Origin of the sequence: Vibrio jasicida 090810c, assembly GCF_002887615.1 — a bacterium.
Lineage (GTDB): Bacteria > Pseudomonadota > Gammaproteobacteria > Enterobacterales > Vibrionaceae > Vibrio > Vibrio jasicida.
This window is the reverse complement of the sequence record NZ_CP025792.1, coordinates 525,481-541,026: the sequence shown is the minus strand read 5'-3', so window position 1 is coordinate 541,026 and position 15,546 is coordinate 525,481. Positions and strand designations below refer to the sequence as shown.

The following is a 15,546-nucleotide window of genomic DNA, read 5'->3' as shown; positions in this document are numbered from 1 at the left end:
TTATTTCTCCGAACTGACTACGTAGAGGATTTGTGCATTAGAAGGCAGACTACTCACCGGTGCGTAACCTATGCGATTAGGTTTTTCTTTCATCCATTCCAATAGAGCGTTCATATCTGAACTATCAATGACTTTAGGCGGACGTGCTTTGCCAGAAAAAGACAAACTCGCCCAATGCGCATTCATCTGTGCGACGTTCTTGTTAAGTAAATAGCGATAAAACTCAGATCGCTCTGACGATGTGTCTGGCCAGTCTGACAGTTCAATTCGTTTCCCTTGTAAGCGTTTGGTTTTTCCACGGTAGAGTTTTCTCGCTTTGGTAATATTTAATTCACTAAACTCTGAGTCGAGAGAGAATATGGCGTATTGATCCGCGGCTAGAGCCTCGCTATCGAACGACATGAGCAACGCGAAGGCAATCAGCGCAGTCGTCAATCCTCTCGCCATGCTGTTTTTGGAAATAAAGAAATCGGTATGCATATCCATCAACCTTTTCGTTAAATCACGCTTTCAATTTGATGAAGAAGTTTCTCTTTCCGCACCGGTTTCGGTACATAGGCATCCATACCTGAGTCATAGCAACGTTGAATATCGTCATCCACAACACTGGCGGTTAATGCAATGATCGGTGTTTTCGGTAGACCAGAGTTTCTTTCATATGCTCGGATTTCTTTGGTCGCTTGGAAGCCATCCATCACCGGCATCATGCAGTCCATTAAAATGATGTCAAAGCCATTATCTTGTTGGAACATATCCACAGCAATTTGACCATTTTCTGCAATCTCAAACTCATAACCAGCTTTACTTAACAACAATGACGCTACTTTTTGGTTTACGGTATTATCTTCAACTAACAGAATACGCTCGGAGCGACTCGGTAGGATCGTGATTGAAGGCTCTTCTTTTGGATCTGCTGCTTGATGGTTATCCACATGACTAACTGGGGCTGGACTGATGTTGTTAATCGTAGCGTCGACAACTGGTACGTTAGCAGCTTTTGCCAGTTTCTCTTTCAACACATTCGCTTTGAACGGTTTCGGGACGTAGTCGTCCATACCAACATCAAAACACTTCTGAATATCGTCATCCACCACACTCGCGGTTAAGGCGATAATAGGGATGCGGTAGTTGCGGTTTTCATCTTGCTCGATCTGACGAATTTTCTCTGTCGCTTCAAAGCCATCCATGACAGGCATCATGCAGTCCATTAAGATCAATGCGTATTGGCTCTTTTTGAACATTTCAACGGCTTCGGCACCATTTGCAGCTAAATCGAAAGGGAAGCCCGCTTTGGTCACGTGCAATCCAGCAATTTTTTGGTTTACTGTATTGTCATCAACCACCAATATTTTAGCTCTGGTATTCGCGACACTGGTTACGGCTAGTTGTGCTTTTTGGGTGAATTTTGCTTCGCAGCTTTCAAGTGCTTTCACTAAACGTTGACCAAGCAGCGGTTGAGTAATGATGGCACTCACGCTCTGACCGAAGTCAAATTGACCGCTATGTAAATGCTTCACTAAACACAGACGAACATTCTGTGTTTCCAGTCTGTGGAAAATGTCTTCATTGGCTTTGGCTGCATTAGGACGAGTCTCGGCATAGATCACAACCACCTGTTCTTTGTCATTGATCCATGTCGGTAGCTCATCTAATGACGTAACGGATTGATGCATCGCGATGCGATAGAAATTAAGCTCATCACGTAGGGTACTTTCCATATTCGGGTCGTCACAAACCAACCAAATCTGACTGTTATGAGCGGTATGTTTTGAGTCAAAATCTAGTTGGACTACGGAAGAAGTCAGTTGGAAGAAGAAGCGGCTCCCTTGGCCTTTCTCAGATTCCAATTGGATCTTTCCACCCATCAGCTCTACCAGTTGCGTGCTGATCGCTAAGCCAAGCCCAGTGCCTCCAAATTGGCGCGTTGTAGAGTCGTCTTCTTGTGCGAAGGGTTCGAATATCTTTTTCTGCTGTTGTTCATCAATGCCGATGCCGGAATCTTGCACTGAAAACTCCATTACCGCGTAAGAGCCCGACACGGAATGGGTTGATACTGACAGGCACACAGTGCCACTTTCGGTAAACTTCACCGCATTGGACATAAAGTTCATGATCACTTGGCGTAAACGGTGATCATCAATCATCAAGCGGAATGGAGTATTACGGCTAATGTTTACCTTAAGGTCGATGCCTTTTTCTTTGGCTTTTGGAGAAACAATAGAAGCAATGTCGTAGATAGATTCACGCACACAGGTTGAATGTGGACTGATCAGCAACATGCCCGATTCAATCTTGGAGAAATCCAAAATGTCGTTAATCAGACTAAGTAGTAACTGAGACGAGGTTTCGATAGTATCGACGTAATCACGCTGTGTGGCTGTTAATGAGGTATCGGAAAGCACTTCAGATATACCAATTACCCCATTAAGTGGTGTGCGAATTTCATGCGACATGTTGGCCAAAAAGCTGCTTTTTGCTTTGCTGGCTTTAATCGCGTCGTCTTTCGCACGCTCCGCATCCTCTTTTGCTTGGGTTAATTTCACTTTCGCTTGTTCGCGTTCGTAACTCAGGCGCTCTACTTCCTGAGCGAACTTGCTCAACTCGTCTTTGCCTTTGACTAATTCTGCGAGCGGCGACTCTTCGCTGTAGCTGTCGCGGCGTAAAAACTCGAGAACAAGGTTTAGGTTGCCTGTCACTTTACGTACTAAACGTATTGCGAGGCTGATGACCAAAATGGTGATTAACGACATCACGCCGATGAACATGAGTCGCTGTTGGTTGGCAATGGAGATGGCATGATCAACGTCAGCATTAAGTTGGTCAGTCATTTTATTATCGACATTTTGTAGCAGTTCGAGACGGCCGTTTAGAGCAGTCAAACCTGTCGCGACTTCTTGGGGAGGTAGGGTACTCAACTCTTGTTCACTGAACAGATAAGCACGGAATTCTTGGCTAAGAACGAATACTTCATTTGTGAAGGTTTCGATTAACAACTCGACTTGTTGTTGATTAGCATTAAGGGTTACAAAGCGCTCTAAGAACAGTTGTTGATTTTTGACTAAGGATTCAATCTCGCTACCGATGTCTGTGTCGTAGTACTGGTTTTGTTCAACGGAATAAATTAGGTACTGGCTTAAACGGTTTTCTTCTTTCGACCAGAACATTAGCCACTCAATTTGCATTAAAGCAGACAGATGGTTTTGGATTTCAACCGTGGCATTGTTAAAAGGGACTTTTTCTAAAGCCAAAAGAATCTGTTTGTAAGTGTCGGCGCGCCATTCAGCTAAGTCTAGACGCTCATCCATGTCTGTACTGGTCGCGAGAGACAAACTTGCTTCTTCTAGGCTTGACAATAAGTCCGCCATTTCAACGCCTTTATCGGCAAAAATGAGAGTGGCGGTGGCATTGAGTTTCTCAGTTGTACCTTTGATCATCACCGCTTTATCGGTTACGTCTGGATTGCTAGGCAGGTTGTAAAGATACGAAACCTGATCCATGTAGTCAGAAAACAAATGTGCTCTTTCAAGATCTTGAGCCTGAGTCGACAACCTAACGACTTGCTGCCCCGCCAGAAAGAGCAACAAAACGATGGGGAAGAAAACTAAGCAAAACAGCTTGTGTTTTACGGAGAGGTTATTCCATGAAAGCGATCCAGCCACAGTGCACGTCCATATCCAAGAGATTGATATGCAAAGTGTAGTTTATGTATCTCATTTGTTAGAAATGGTGTAGAAAAATTCATACTAATACGATCCAAAAAGTGTGACTCTTGCTACAAAGGTACAGTTTGTTAAGAGGATATGATTTCAAAAATATCAATAACTCCCTTCCTATTAGATTTATATTGTTTATTTAAAGTAATGAAACGTATCGATAAAAACCATTTGTTGTACATGCAAAATGTTTTGTCGTAACTCGGGCGAAAGTTGCTGTTTCGATATACAGGGGTAGGTATAATTTGTTTGCTTTCTTGCTAATGAGAATGCCAAACGTCAGCGCTTGCATTTTATGTAATTTGTACTCTGATTACAGCTAAAGGGCGCAAATAAGACGTGTCACCCATCGATTAGAATACGTATTTTAAAATACGACAATGTCACAACAACAATTAAGTCATGAATGTATCTCGAAGTCTTCAAAGCGTAACGCTCCGCTACACCGTCCCAATTGTCTTTATCGCTTTATTTACCAACTTTACCTATTGGGCCTACCAACAAGTCGATGAAGCAAAGAGTCTTGCTCGCTACCACGTGAAATCGGCTGAAGTAAACCTAGGAACCATCGTTGGTGGGTATCGTGATTTGTTGCGGGCTATGAGCAATGATGAGCATTTCACCGAATCAGAATTGTCGCTGAAAGAGCGAGCCTCTCGCGCTGTGTCTTATAAAGAAGCGTTTGAATTGGCAGGGATCGGGTTCAGTGATGGCGTTGGGAATATGGTCAGCACGCACAATAACAAAGTCCATTCCATCGCACATCGAGACTATTTTCATCAAGTAATCCGAACCCAAAAGACCGTCATGACCGATGTACTTACAGACATCAGTAATGGCAATATTGTGTATGTCCTATGCCGTCCAATGTTTGACTTGTTAGGGGATTTGCAGGGGACCATTTCAGCATCGATTCACTTTAGTGAGATTCAACATGCGTTAAAAACGGACAACGAAGATGATATTTATAGTGTCTTATTGGATGATGGGCTGAATGTCATTAGTCATTCCAGAGATGCACAATATGTTGGTGTCAATCTGTTCAATTATGGTTATGAAAAACTCTTTGATCGGGAAGCCAATTTACACGCTTTATCGAATTCTTCTTCTGGTGGCTTCTTCACTTATTCTTCGCCATTTGATTTGTCATACATTGAGTTCCGCAAGATCGAGGACACGCCTTGGATTTTACTTTCAAAAGCCAAGTTCAGCAGCTTACTCGGTGAAGGGACAACGATGTTTGGTGTTAACGTCTTGCTTATCATCGCGATTTATCTTGTGATAACACGATTGATGGGTAAACAAGTCGTTGGATTAACGCAGCCTCTAGACCGATTTTTAGAAGAGAGCAAGGTGGTGTTCAACGATAGCTCGATGGAGTTAAAAGAGCACTTTGAACAAGTTCTTCAAGCCAGCCGCAATGGCGTGTTTTGTTCACGAAGTGGGTTGCTCACGCGGGAGTATTTCTTGCGAGGGGCAGAGAAGTCCTTATCTCTAAGTAATACACCCAAAGCCTGTGTCTTCTTTGATATGGATAACCTTAAGTACATCAACGATACATACGGTCACTTAGCGGGCGATAAAGTTATCGCTCTGTTTGTGGCGGTGTTGAGAGAGAGTTTTGGCCACAAGCGCGACATCATAGGTCGATTTGGTGGTGATGAGTTTGTGGTGTTAACGCAAGAGTTTCGAACTAAGCGTGAATTAGAGCTAAAGCTAGACAAGTTCCTCGCTAAATTGCAAAGTACGGCGGATCGTTTCGGCATTGATATCAGTTTAACCGCGTCAATTGGGGTTGTTCTCACAGAGGGCGTGGGGCGCGATATTGATATTCTGCTGCACTGTTCCGATATGGCGGTGTACAGAGCGAAGCAATTGGGTAAAGGGCGTTACGCGTTTTATCATACTTCGATGGTAGAAGTGCCGATATTCAGTTAGCAAAAGGGAGGTGTGAAGCCTCCCTTTTTTATTGTGTCTCAGCCGCTGGTGGTGAGTTAAGCCGTAACCGCTTGAGGCTGTTTTCTCAACACATAGATGTCATGATCTCGCAATAGGTAGAGAGCGAAACACGCAGCAAGCATCGGCCACGCCGCGAAGAATAATAGGTTGTTGAACGGGTCTAGGTACTTCGCAAACGAAGAGAAAGTCGAGCCTGCGTGTAATACCAGAATCGCAAGGTAAGTCAGGTTCTTCCAAAGTCCAGCCACAAAAATCCCGATGAACACCAACTGGGCAATACCTAACGCGACAGAAAATCCACTCGATATATCTAAACCATAAAAGCCAGAGAACACTTTCATTGCATGCTCTGGTACCAGCACTTTATCTAGCGCCCACATGATAAATACCAACGCGATACTTAAGCGCAGTGCTAACAGCCCTAACCCCAACTGACGTTGAAGCTTTGGTTGGAGCGTTTCTTTCATTTTCATTCCTTTATTGAGTAGTGAAGGTTCCTAATGGCAGACCGACTCTTTCTTAAACTGATTACAACGAGATATGTAAATATTCGTGTCCCGTTCCAATTTGGATTCTCGTCAGCACAATACATAAACCACGGAAATATGACTGAATTGGCAAAAATGAAGTATTCGAGGACTCAAGGTGGATGTAGCTGATAGAAGATGTCACTCTTTCTTTTGAGCAAGGAGTTGCTACAAAACACAAAAGGAGAGACATATGAGCAAAGTGGATTGGCATAAAAACCATATTGAAGACAACACGTTAATTACGTCTTCCTATAAGAGCACTCAAAATGTACGTCGTTACTTCAAGTCCAAATGTGGAGACGGTTTCAAGTTTGACCGCAGCTTTATGCAGTGGATGAACGACGCAGAAGGAACAAGCATGGGTGATGCCGCACAAGAGTGGTTACGCAGACAGCAAGCAAAATAGTTCACCAATAAAGTGATTCACGCTAAACGTATCGAAATGGAAGTACAGAAAGAAAAACAATGAGTATTGTAGAAACGTTAACTCAACAGTTAAGTGAGATTGGGTACCCAGAGAAGCGAGTGCGCACCGGCTTGGTGAGGGCGATCTCTGCCGATGGTTTTCGAAGTTTAGACACAAAGCAAGCAGACTTCGTTTTTGAGCAGTGTGAAACATTGCTGGCAGAGCGTGATTGGGCATTAAGCGTGATTGCGTTTGACTGGGCGTTCAGATTGAAAAAGCATTATGACGCCGCCACGTACGATCGATTCGAATCTTGGCTTTATCAATACATTACCGATTGGAATGATTGTGATGATTTTTGCACCCATGCACTCGGTGCGCTTATTGCTCAAGACAACAGCATGTTTATTCGCACATTGGAGTGGGTTAAGAGTGATAACTTTGCCGTGAGGCGTGCAGCCGCAGTGACGCTTATCTATCCGATCAATAAAGGCCTGTATAAAGGGACTGAGCCTTTTCACATAGCGAATTTGTTGCTCCAAGATGATCATTATTTAGTGCAAAAGGGTTATGGCTGGATGCTCAAAGTGCTGGCCCAAAAAGAACCAGAGCGGGTGGTGGACTACTTGAAACGTCACCATAGCAAGATGCCGAGAACGGCGTTTCGATATGCGATAGAAAAGCTGGATAAGCAAACTAAGCGAGAGCTGATGGCCTTGTAGCTTCCCTCTTCGACACTTCGCCAAAGCAAGCAGAGTGATACAAAAAAGCCGACAGAATTGAATTCTGTCGGCTTTTATCGTCTTACGGGTTACTTAACAGACAAATACTCAGAAGGAGACTTATCTGGTTTCGGTAAATCCATCGTCGCAACCGCGTTGAAACCGGCAGGCGTTAAACCACCAGAGTAATCAACCGTGCCATTTGGCAGGTTAGCTTTGGTTTCTGATGGGTTCCACATACGGAAGTAATCTGTCAGATCATATCCGGTCAGGTATGAGGTACATGCCATCATGAGATCGCCTTGGCTTAACTGGCTGCTTTGCGCAGAACAGTAGTTAATGCCTTGGTCGCCAATACTGTCACCACGTGCTTTACGGTGTGCGAGTTTAAAGAAGTTCCAGCCTTGGTCTTCACCAAAGATGCTCGGCTTCTCTGCTTGATTCGCATACCAATCATCGATGTTGAAATGGTCTTCTGCCCAAAGCTTTAACTGGCCGAACATCGCTAAGCGCATGCCGACATCCGCTTCACTCCAAGCATGCCCTTCAAAGCGATCGAGCCATAAAGGTGACTTGGATAGATCACTCGCAATGCGGTCCATGTATGGCTTCGATTCACGTTGTTCTTGCATGTAAAGCGCAAGAATGTTGTTGGTGACCTCAGTAGAGCCTGCCATCATAAACGGTGCTGAAGCAAGGTTGTGTCCGACTTCATGCCATAGTAACCAGTCATTGGTTGGGTTTGATGGAACGACAGTCCATGTAGGCCAATAGCTGTTGCTTTGAACTGGGTAGCCTGAGTGCGCCGCACCAATCGAGATTTGCGCATCATTCACGAAGCGATGTCGGTTGGCGAGCAAGGCATCGTAAGTAAATCGACGGTGTTTTCCTTCTGTCGTAACTTGATCACGTCCGTAAAAATCACTCGCATGGTTCGCGAACGCGTTCAGTTCATCGGCAAACTTAGGTATGTCTGTGTCCAGTACGTTTTTCACTGGCGTCGTGTAGACGAAATGACCTGAATCGATTTCTGCCAATGGGACGTCAGTGTTGATTGGGTTTAACCATGCACCGTCTTTCCACCAAGACACACGAAGCACACCAGTGAAGTTAAACGTCACAACGTCACGAGAATCCACTTCTAACGGTTGAATGTAAATCAAACCACCGTAAGGTACTTTGAAGCTTAAAGACGAACCATCATATTGGAAGGTCTTTTGCACGCGTGGCGGGCGTTTCAAGCTCAGTTCGTGGTTTGCACGGCCTGTTAAGTCATCAACCAATGCAACATTGATAGACGCTTTTACACCACCAGAAATGGTGACTTCTTCAAGTTGCGGCGCCCACAAGCCCGTCGATTGCATGCTGCCTGCCGTACCGATAACGGTTTTGTTGTCGGTATGAATCGCAATGCTCGCTGTACTGCCTGATTGAACAGGGCGACCCGGGTAGCCCGTCGTATCAACACTGACCTCTAAATCCCAGTAAGAGCGACCTAACATCATGCGTGTTAATGGCTTTTCCATCCAGTTCAGAGGGTAAGACGGATTCAGCTCGCCTGATTCGGTAATCATTGACCATTTAGCAAGTTGCTCTCGCGTCTCTTGACCACAAACATTACCGCCTTGATGTGCGTTGCTCGTGTAGCAGTTCAGCATTTCGACCGCACGTTCGAAGCCAAGCTCATCTTGTACGTTTGGATTGAATTCGTACTGCTCGTCATTCCATAGCCAAACGGATAGGTTATCGTAGGTTGAAGTTAGCTCAACTTGCGACAAGCGTTCACCAATTTCTCCTTTACTGCGGTAGTAAAGCTCGTGAGAAAGTAGACGATCAATGTTGGCACCTAAGTTCGCCGCTTTTACCATGCTATCCACGATTTCAGGGCTCATTTCGTAACGAGTAAAGTCTGGGCGATGGTGGTTACCACGGCTTGGAATGCCATGACCTTCGCGCACTTCAATACAGTTTACTTCGTATTGGTAATTGTCTTTACAAACCGGAACTCCAGGGAACTCGCGTTGAAGCTCTGCGATTGCTGCTTTTTTCTCTTGTTCCGATTTCACCATGTGGAATGCATAACGTTGATGCTCTTGTCCATCAATGGAGACTTTGTATAGCGGTATCTCAAGGGTAGGCATGTCGATATTGCCCGGCCATTTCACCGTACCATTGTCATTGATCTCAATCTTAGTCGTGTCTGCATACCGTTCATAAACCACGAGATCATGCTCTGCGACGGTATGCAAGTTAGGTACGTTCGGGCCTGATGTACTGTGACACCAATAGCTATCAGTACACAGAGATTGGAATGTCTTGGCAACGTTCGCACCGCCAACAGAAACGCCTGCCGCATCCGCTAAACGAGCAATTGGCTCTGGGTTACTTTCTTCTAAAGCATCAAAGAAGATGATGCTACCGCCGTTGTTTACGTATTCGATCAGCGCTGTAACGTCATCTGCGTCCAATTTAGGTTGGTTGATGTCAGACACGACGGATTTTGTCGCGTAGCCATCGGTTTTGATTTGGTAAGACTGAAGCAAAAGCAGTGGTGTAGAGGTTGGATCTAATGAATCAAACTGGCTGCTGCTTAATACGTCCATTTCACCCAATTTATAGCTTGGATTGACAAAGAAATCGTAGATTTGACCTTCTTTGCGATCCCAACGGAATGCATGACCCTTGTTGATGTTGGTGGCAATCGTGACAGATTCTTGCGTTGCATTCGGCACTAACCAATCGATCAAATTGCTGAACATGACTTGCATACTGCCGTGATCAGTACGAGTATCCGAATCTTGCGCGTCTTGATTGTGAGGCGTGCTGTAACGACATTGCTGTGCTTCGCTGTCGATGCCCAGATCTGCGCCTGCCCAGTAGTTTTCTGGACACGAGAAGATAGAGGTGTACATCGCGTTACCCAAGAACACCACTTTACCTGAGCCGATCATACCTGCCGTCATGGTTGGTAGATTAAAGGTCGCGGTTTGTTTGGAAATCACTTCTGGGCGCTGCATGACGACCGTTGAGTTTTCATCAATGGTTGTGGCATCCACAATGTAGGCTTTTTGATCTTTGCCTGAACCACGTGTCCACGCCGCTTCTTCACCAAACCCAAGCCAGTAGCTGTTGTCGTTACGTGGCATAAGAACAGGGAAGGCTTCATTAGTTAGGTTGAAGTTACGCATTGCTCGTGTGTAACCAGAGCCGCCCCAACCATGGTTATCATGGAAGATGTGCACGCTATCCACACCAGCATAAATCTGATGCAGAGACTGCGTGACATAATTACTACCAGAAGCACGAACCGTACGCAGCATAGGCGCAGCAAAGCCTGACCATTGAGGCGTTTGTTTTAGTTGCCCATCAATGATTTGTGTTAAACCTTGGCTGAATTGCGCTTCGAACTCATTGGGTGTGGTGAAGTTCGTGCCTTCAATTTTTGCGCCGTTTGGTAGGCTCAAATTGATCAGCTCGTTAATAACGTTCGGGTATTGTGCAAACACCTGACGAACGGTATCGCTGATCTCAATGTGGTTGCCAGAAGACACACCATAACGATGAACGAACGCATCAAGGTTCTGTTTCACCAATGGGTTGTCGCTTAAATCTGCAAGTTGGTAATTGACCTTATTGCCTTTCACTTGGCCTAGAGTGAAGGTGTCGATACCAAAGATCAGGTTCTCACCCCAAAGGTATTCAAATTCACCGTTGGCATCCGTGATTCCGCGTGCGGATTGGCTGAAGAACTCGACGCCAGCAAGGGCATTTCCTTGCGAGTCGGTCAAACGGCTTTTGGTCAACGGTTTGTTGGCTGCACTTGGTTTGTATTCGTAAGTCGCCTCTGCATTGGCAGACACAAACGATCCCGTTAAGTTGTTGCTTGCGCCCGGAGTGACTTCTGGTTGAAGCTCTGGGTCAACGTGCGCGCTTGGCTGCTCACCTTCGTTTGCTACGCTAGGGTTAAGAAACTCGTCAATCGCCGCTTGATCGTCGCTTTCATACAAGTCTTGAATGTCATAACTGTTGATTTCATCTAAACACACTTGCGTGTCCTGAGTAGGACACGTGTCGATCTTGTTCAAGAGCTTAGTGGCGTTGTTTACGTGTCGGCCGAGTACGTCTTTTAGGTCATAGGCTTGCGTTAATTCAGCTGGCTGTGAACCCATACGAGTTTGTTCTGGGATCTGATAACTGAACTCACCTAAAGTCACACCACCAAATTGACAATCAAAATGGCCTTCTGAAGCTGCGTAGGTGAAGTAACCAGACTCACTGATGTCTTGCCCATCACACTGAATATCGCCAGTGATCTGTTTACCGTTAATGAACAGCTTACCTTGGTAGGTCGTTACGCCAATATCTGGTTGTTCAGGTGGCAAATCTGGTTCGACCGTTGGAGGTGTGGTGCTTGTTGAGTGTTTGTTTTCATCGCCTCCGCAGCCAAACAGCAGCGAAGCGACAAGGATTGAAAGAAGACTTCTTTTCAAAGACTAAACCCTTATGAAATGCCATCGAATAATGGATGAAGTATTGGTTGAGAGTGACTTTATTTAAAAGCTCAAAGTTTTTGGTTGATACTAAGTAAGTCGTTAAGTATTAGTGATTTTTTTGAGCTCAATAAACGCGCGCGCATTCTAGATTTAAATGCGACTGGAGGGAACAAAAATTAATGCTTGAGCTCAATTATTTACGCTTATGAGAGCAAGGTTACGAAGACGAACGATCCTAGTGGCTGCTTTCCCTTTCATTTCCTCAAAAATAGCGTACAGTTTGCTGGTTTTTCACTAAAATCCTTCCATTATGTCTAATGCAAAACTCCTTCTTGTTCGTGGCTTGCCGGGCTCTGGCAAGACAACGCTGGCCAAGCAATTGTCCAAACAGCTCAAAGCAAAACATTTTGAAGCTGACATGTATTTTGAGAATGAAAATGGCGAGTATGTTTTTGACGGTACGAAGCTGGCAGAAGCGCATGAATGGTGCTTTCAACAAACGCGCAAGTGGCTAAGTAAAGGCAAGACAGTGATTGTGAGTAACACGTTTGTGCGTCGCTGGGAAATGAAACGCTATGTAAAGTATTGTGAAAAGAAGGGGATTGAAGTGGAAGTTCAGGTCTGTCGCGGTGAGTACTCAAGTGTTCATAATGTACCACCAGCGACGATTGAAAACATGCGTCGCCAGTGGCAAGAGTAACGCTTCTACCTTTGTGGGCTCATTGACCTCGACCGTCGATCATGACGACTAAGGTTTTGCTCATAATGGTAATGTCCATGGAAATCCAAGAATAGAAAGAACTTAAGCTCAGTGCATAACTGTGGTCAAAGCCTACCTTGCGACGAACGTCCTCGATGCAAGAATCGTAACCTTGATTTACCTGTGCCAATCCAGTGATGCCTGGTAACACACCGTATGTTCGTTCGACAAAAAATGGGATTTCGTCTTCCAGTTTTTGATAGAAAGCAGGGCGTTCAGGGCGTGGACCAATCAGTGACATTTCACCTTTCAACACGTTGAACAATTGTGGCAGTTCATCCAATCGTGTCTTGCGTAAGAAACGGCCAACGGGCGTAATACGTGGATCATTTGCAGATGCCCAAACTGCGCCGGAGCGTTGCTCTGCGTCGACATACATGGTGCGAAACTTCATGATTTCGAATAAATCCATTTTTTCTGGCGTGCAGCGTCCAACACGAAGTTGACGATAAATAATAGGGCCACGCGAATCGATGACAATCGCCAAAGCAATCAAAGGCATGATTGGCGCAGTCACGATTAAGATCAATAGCGAAATGAGAACATCGAAAGCTCGCTTAGCTAGGTGAATGTTTGAATCGTAGCGTGATGTCTTCATGATGATTTCCTTATTGATTAATGCGTTTCCAACGCCCATTTTCCATTCCGAGTAGGTAACGCAATCCACCTGCAAAGTTGGCGATATGTCCTACGACCATGTAACTGATTAATTTGAACGGTTTGAATATATTGAAAACCGGAACAAAGTAAGTGATCAGCGCGACGAGATATACCGTTAACTGCCCAAACATTAGAATCTGAAATGCTGGATAGTGATCAAGCAGCAATGAGCTCACCAAGCATAAGATCATCAGATAAGGCGTCGCGAGACGCAGTACCTTTCCCGATAGAAATGCAAATGCGGTGCCACGATAACGGGGAAGCAGCAGCTTTTTTAGTTTTAAGAATTGCTGCATATTCCCGGCAGAAATACGCAGGCGACGCTTAAAGTCAGAAGAATCTGAGCTCTCTTCTAGCTCGATGGCGAGCATTTTAGGTTCGTAGATAGAAGCGTATCCTTGTAGCACAATGCGCATGGGCAAAATGAAGTCGTCATTGATAATTTCTGGCTCTAAAGGTGTGAACAGTTTGGTTCTAAACGTATAAAACGCGCCATGAGAACCGATGGTCGATCCAATCAACGACTCTTTGTATTTTACTTGAGATTGATAATGCCAATATGCCGCTTCACCTTGGTTTTGGGTTGTCATGATTTGATAGGTTGCATTAACGACGCCGACGTTTTCATTTTGGTAGTGCTGGCTAGCAAGTAGTAGAGAGTCACACGACACCAGTGCGGAAACGTCACTCAAAGCGGTAATGTCCGAAATGACGTTTTCCATTTCTGCGTTGAGAAGTGCCACTTTACCTCGGTTGATTCGATGATCGTGGATGATGAACAAGGTATCGGCACAAATGGCTTCTTGAATGGTGTCTTGCGCAATATCAGCGGTATTGTCAGAGCACCCGTCACAAGCAATTACCACGGTAAGCTTATTTCTCGGATAATCTAAACTAGCAAGGTTGCGAATTTTCTCTGCTATCCACTGTTCTTCGTTATAAGCGGGAACGATCACCGTAATGGAGGGTAAAGTACCGTCGCTTTTTGACGCTTTATAGTTACCTTCGCCTCGTTTCGAGGAAACTTTACTTGTTCTGCGATGAGCAGATAACCAGTTGAGAACAAGGGGGTAGCCAACGTGGTGGTAAATAATCAGTAGCGCAGATAAAACGAAACCCGCTGTCCAAAGTAAATCACTCATAAGAAGTCTCCCCAGATAAAACAGCATAGCGATTAACCATATCGCGAATATCAAAGTGCTTAAGAATGTGTTTTCGTGGTGAACGAGATTGTCGTGATAAGTAGTTTGTTAACGCTTCCGCGAGCATTGGGACTCGGTTTGGTTCTACCAATGCACTGGTATGAGGACATAATGTTTCCTTTACCGCGCCGACATTGCTGGCGATACAAGGTACGCCGCATGCTTGTGCTTCCAGTGTCGAAAGTGGAAAACCTTCTTGTAATGATGGCAAGCAAAACACATCGAGGCTTTGATAAAAGCTTGGCATGTCATTGACTAACCCGAGAAACGTCACTCTTTCTTCTAGGCCGAGAGTCCTTACTTGTGCCTCAAGCAAATCACGCTGGCTGCCACAACCAGCAAGCGCGAGGTGTGTGTTTTCTGGTAATTGCGAAAATGCTTTGATTAGGATTTCTTGTCCTTTGACGGCCTCTAAGCGGCCAGCGGTTCCGATGATAAACTTGTCAGTTGGTAGCGAGAATGTTTGTTTGGCTAACAGCCCATTGCCGTCTTTGAATTTTTCGCAATCGATGCCGTTGTGGATCGTTTTTACCCGTTCGTAACCCAAGTGATTGATGATTTGTTCTGCGACAAAATCGGCGTCTGCGACAACCTGAGGACGAAGCAATTTGAGCAGGGCGGTTTGCAATCGTGCGGCTTTTCTGTTGTTAAGATGCCACGCATCGTGCTCGGTATGGATTAAGGCCTTCACACCGTGGAGCCGAGCGGCGATGCCTCCGTAGAGAAGAGGCCCGATATGATGGGTATGTACCACATCGGCATGCAGTTGTTTTAATGTCTTCTTCAACGCTTTGAGTGTGACAAGATCCAAACCAGATTGTTTGTTGAGAAAGTGGAGTTGGTCTTGATAGTCTGCCAACTTTTCCCAATGGTTTAGCGCGGTGTACCGGTTTCCCTCTAGGCTAATGACAAAAACGGAGTCTTCTGCTTTGGCAAAGCGAAGCATCTCAAGAACCAAGGTTTCTAAACCTCCAGGTGCGAGATGCTGAACGACATGAACGATCACTTTACCTTTGCTCTTACTATTACTTTCTCGGGTCTTAACGTTTTCCATTCCTCAGCCCTCGACGTCAGTTGTTATCAGTAATACTGCACAGTGCA

Annotated in this window: 11 protein-coding genes; 4 read left to right on the top strand and 7 right to left on the bottom strand. The window is 45.1% G+C overall.

The genetic code is table 11. The annotated features are described in order from the left end of the window. Positions 1-480 carry a hypothetical protein gene (locus C1S73_RS02610; protein ID WP_038872766.1) on the bottom strand — a complete coding sequence of 160 codons (480 nt, stop codon included), beginning with the start codon at positions 478-480 and terminating at the stop codon, positions 1-3. Between the two features lie 17 nt (positions 481-497). Then, entirely contained in the window at positions 498-3,659 is a 3,162-nt protein-coding gene (locus C1S73_RS02605; RefSeq protein ID WP_038872625.1) for a response regulator, read from the bottom strand. Positions 3,660-4,115: 456 nt separating this feature from the next. Here C1S73_RS02605 and C1S73_RS02600 point away from each other — a divergent pair, with 456 nt between their 5' ends. After that, a complete protein-coding gene (locus C1S73_RS02600; protein ID WP_038872628.1) occupies positions 4,116-5,651 on the top strand; it encodes a diguanylate cyclase in 1,536 nt (511 codons plus the stop codon). 56 nt (positions 5,652-5,707) lie between these two features. On the opposite strand, the gene C1S73_RS02595 is transcribed toward C1S73_RS02600, so the two are convergent. Then, the gene (locus C1S73_RS02595; protein WP_033006358.1) at positions 5,708-6,139 is read right to left on the bottom strand and encodes a hypothetical protein; all 432 of its coding nucleotides are present in this window, start codon (positions 6,137-6,139) and stop codon (positions 5,708-5,710) included. A 253-nt stretch (positions 6,140-6,392) separates the two neighbouring features. On the opposite strand from C1S73_RS02595, the gene C1S73_RS02590 reads away from it, so the two are divergent. Together C1S73_RS02590 and C1S73_RS02585 are read left to right on the top strand one after the other, a co-directional pair. Then, positions 6,393-6,608 (top strand): DUF6434 domain-containing protein, encoded by a 216-nt coding sequence (locus tag C1S73_RS02590; RefSeq protein ID WP_038872631.1) that lies wholly within the window; start codon positions 6,393-6,395, stop codon positions 6,606-6,608. Between the two features lie 59 nt (positions 6,609-6,667). After that, a complete protein-coding gene (locus C1S73_RS02585; protein ID WP_038872634.1) occupies positions 6,668-7,330 on the top strand; it encodes a DNA alkylation repair protein in 663 nt (220 codons plus the stop codon). 89 nt (positions 7,331-7,419) lie between these two features. On the opposite strand, the gene C1S73_RS02580 is transcribed toward C1S73_RS02585, so the two are convergent. After that, positions 7,420-11,820 carry an SslE/AcfD family lipoprotein zinc metalloprotease gene (locus C1S73_RS02580; RefSeq protein ID WP_038872637.1) on the bottom strand — a complete coding sequence of 1,467 codons (4,401 nt, stop codon included), beginning with the start codon at positions 11,818-11,820 and terminating at the stop codon, positions 7,420-7,422. Between the two features lie 313 nt (positions 11,821-12,133). On the opposite strand from C1S73_RS02580, the gene C1S73_RS02575 reads away from it, so the two are divergent. Beyond that, complete coding sequence (locus tag C1S73_RS02575; protein ID WP_038872641.1) at positions 12,134-12,523, top strand: ATP-binding protein; 390 nt, start codon at positions 12,134-12,136, stop codon at positions 12,521-12,523. 19 nt (positions 12,524-12,542) lie between these two features. Here C1S73_RS02575 and C1S73_RS02570 read toward each other — a convergent pair whose 3' ends face one another. From C1S73_RS02570 to C1S73_RS02560, 3 genes are read right to left on the bottom strand one after another with little or no spacing between them, the layout of a single operon-like run. Then, positions 12,543-13,181: a sugar transferase gene (locus tag C1S73_RS02570; RefSeq protein WP_038872769.1), complete on the bottom strand. Its 639-nt coding sequence runs from the start codon at positions 13,179-13,181 to the stop codon at positions 12,543-12,545. A gap of 10 nt (positions 13,182-13,191) precedes the next feature. After that, complete coding sequence (locus C1S73_RS02565) at positions 13,192-14,385, bottom strand: glycosyltransferase family 2 protein (protein WP_038872644.1); 1,194 nt, start codon at positions 14,383-14,385, stop codon at positions 13,192-13,194. Next, positions 14,378-15,499: a glycosyltransferase gene (locus tag C1S73_RS02560; RefSeq protein WP_038872647.1), complete on the bottom strand. Its 1,122-nt coding sequence runs from the start codon at positions 15,497-15,499 to the stop codon at positions 14,378-14,380. Before C1S73_RS02560 ends, C1S73_RS02565 begins: the two co-directional genes overlap by 8 nt. Positions 15,500-15,546: the final 47 nt, after the last annotated feature.

Bases quoted from the DNA above. Each gene is read 5' to 3' on its own strand.
- C1S73_RS02590 (WP_038872631.1), top strand. From the start codon at position 6,393: ATGAGCAAAGTGGATTGGCATAAAAACCATATTGAAGACAACACGTTA.
- C1S73_RS02570 (WP_038872769.1), bottom strand. From the start codon at position 13,181: ATGAAGACATCACGCTACGATTCAAACATTCACCTAGCTAAGCGAGCT.
- C1S73_RS02600 (WP_038872628.1), top strand. From the start codon at position 4,116: ATGAATGTATCTCGAAGTCTTCAAAGCGTAACGCTCCGCTACACCGTC.
- C1S73_RS02585 (WP_038872634.1), top strand. From the start codon at position 6,668: ATGAGTATTGTAGAAACGTTAACTCAACAGTTAAGTGAGATTGGGTAC.
- C1S73_RS02560 (WP_038872647.1), bottom strand. From the start codon at position 15,499: ATGGAAAACGTTAAGACCCGAGAAAGTAATAGTAAGAGCAAAGGTAAA.
- C1S73_RS02610 (WP_038872766.1), bottom strand. From the start codon at position 480: ATGCATACCGATTTCTTTATTTCCAAAAACAGCATGGCGAGAGGATTG.
- C1S73_RS02595 (WP_033006358.1), bottom strand. From the start codon at position 6,139: ATGAAAGAAACGCTCCAACCAAAGCTTCAACGTCAGTTGGGGTTAGGG.
- C1S73_RS02575 (WP_038872641.1), top strand. From the start codon at position 12,134: ATGTCTAATGCAAAACTCCTTCTTGTTCGTGGCTTGCCGGGCTCTGGC.
- C1S73_RS02565 (WP_038872644.1), bottom strand. From the start codon at position 14,385: ATGAGTGATTTACTTTGGACAGCGGGTTTCGTTTTATCTGCGCTACTG.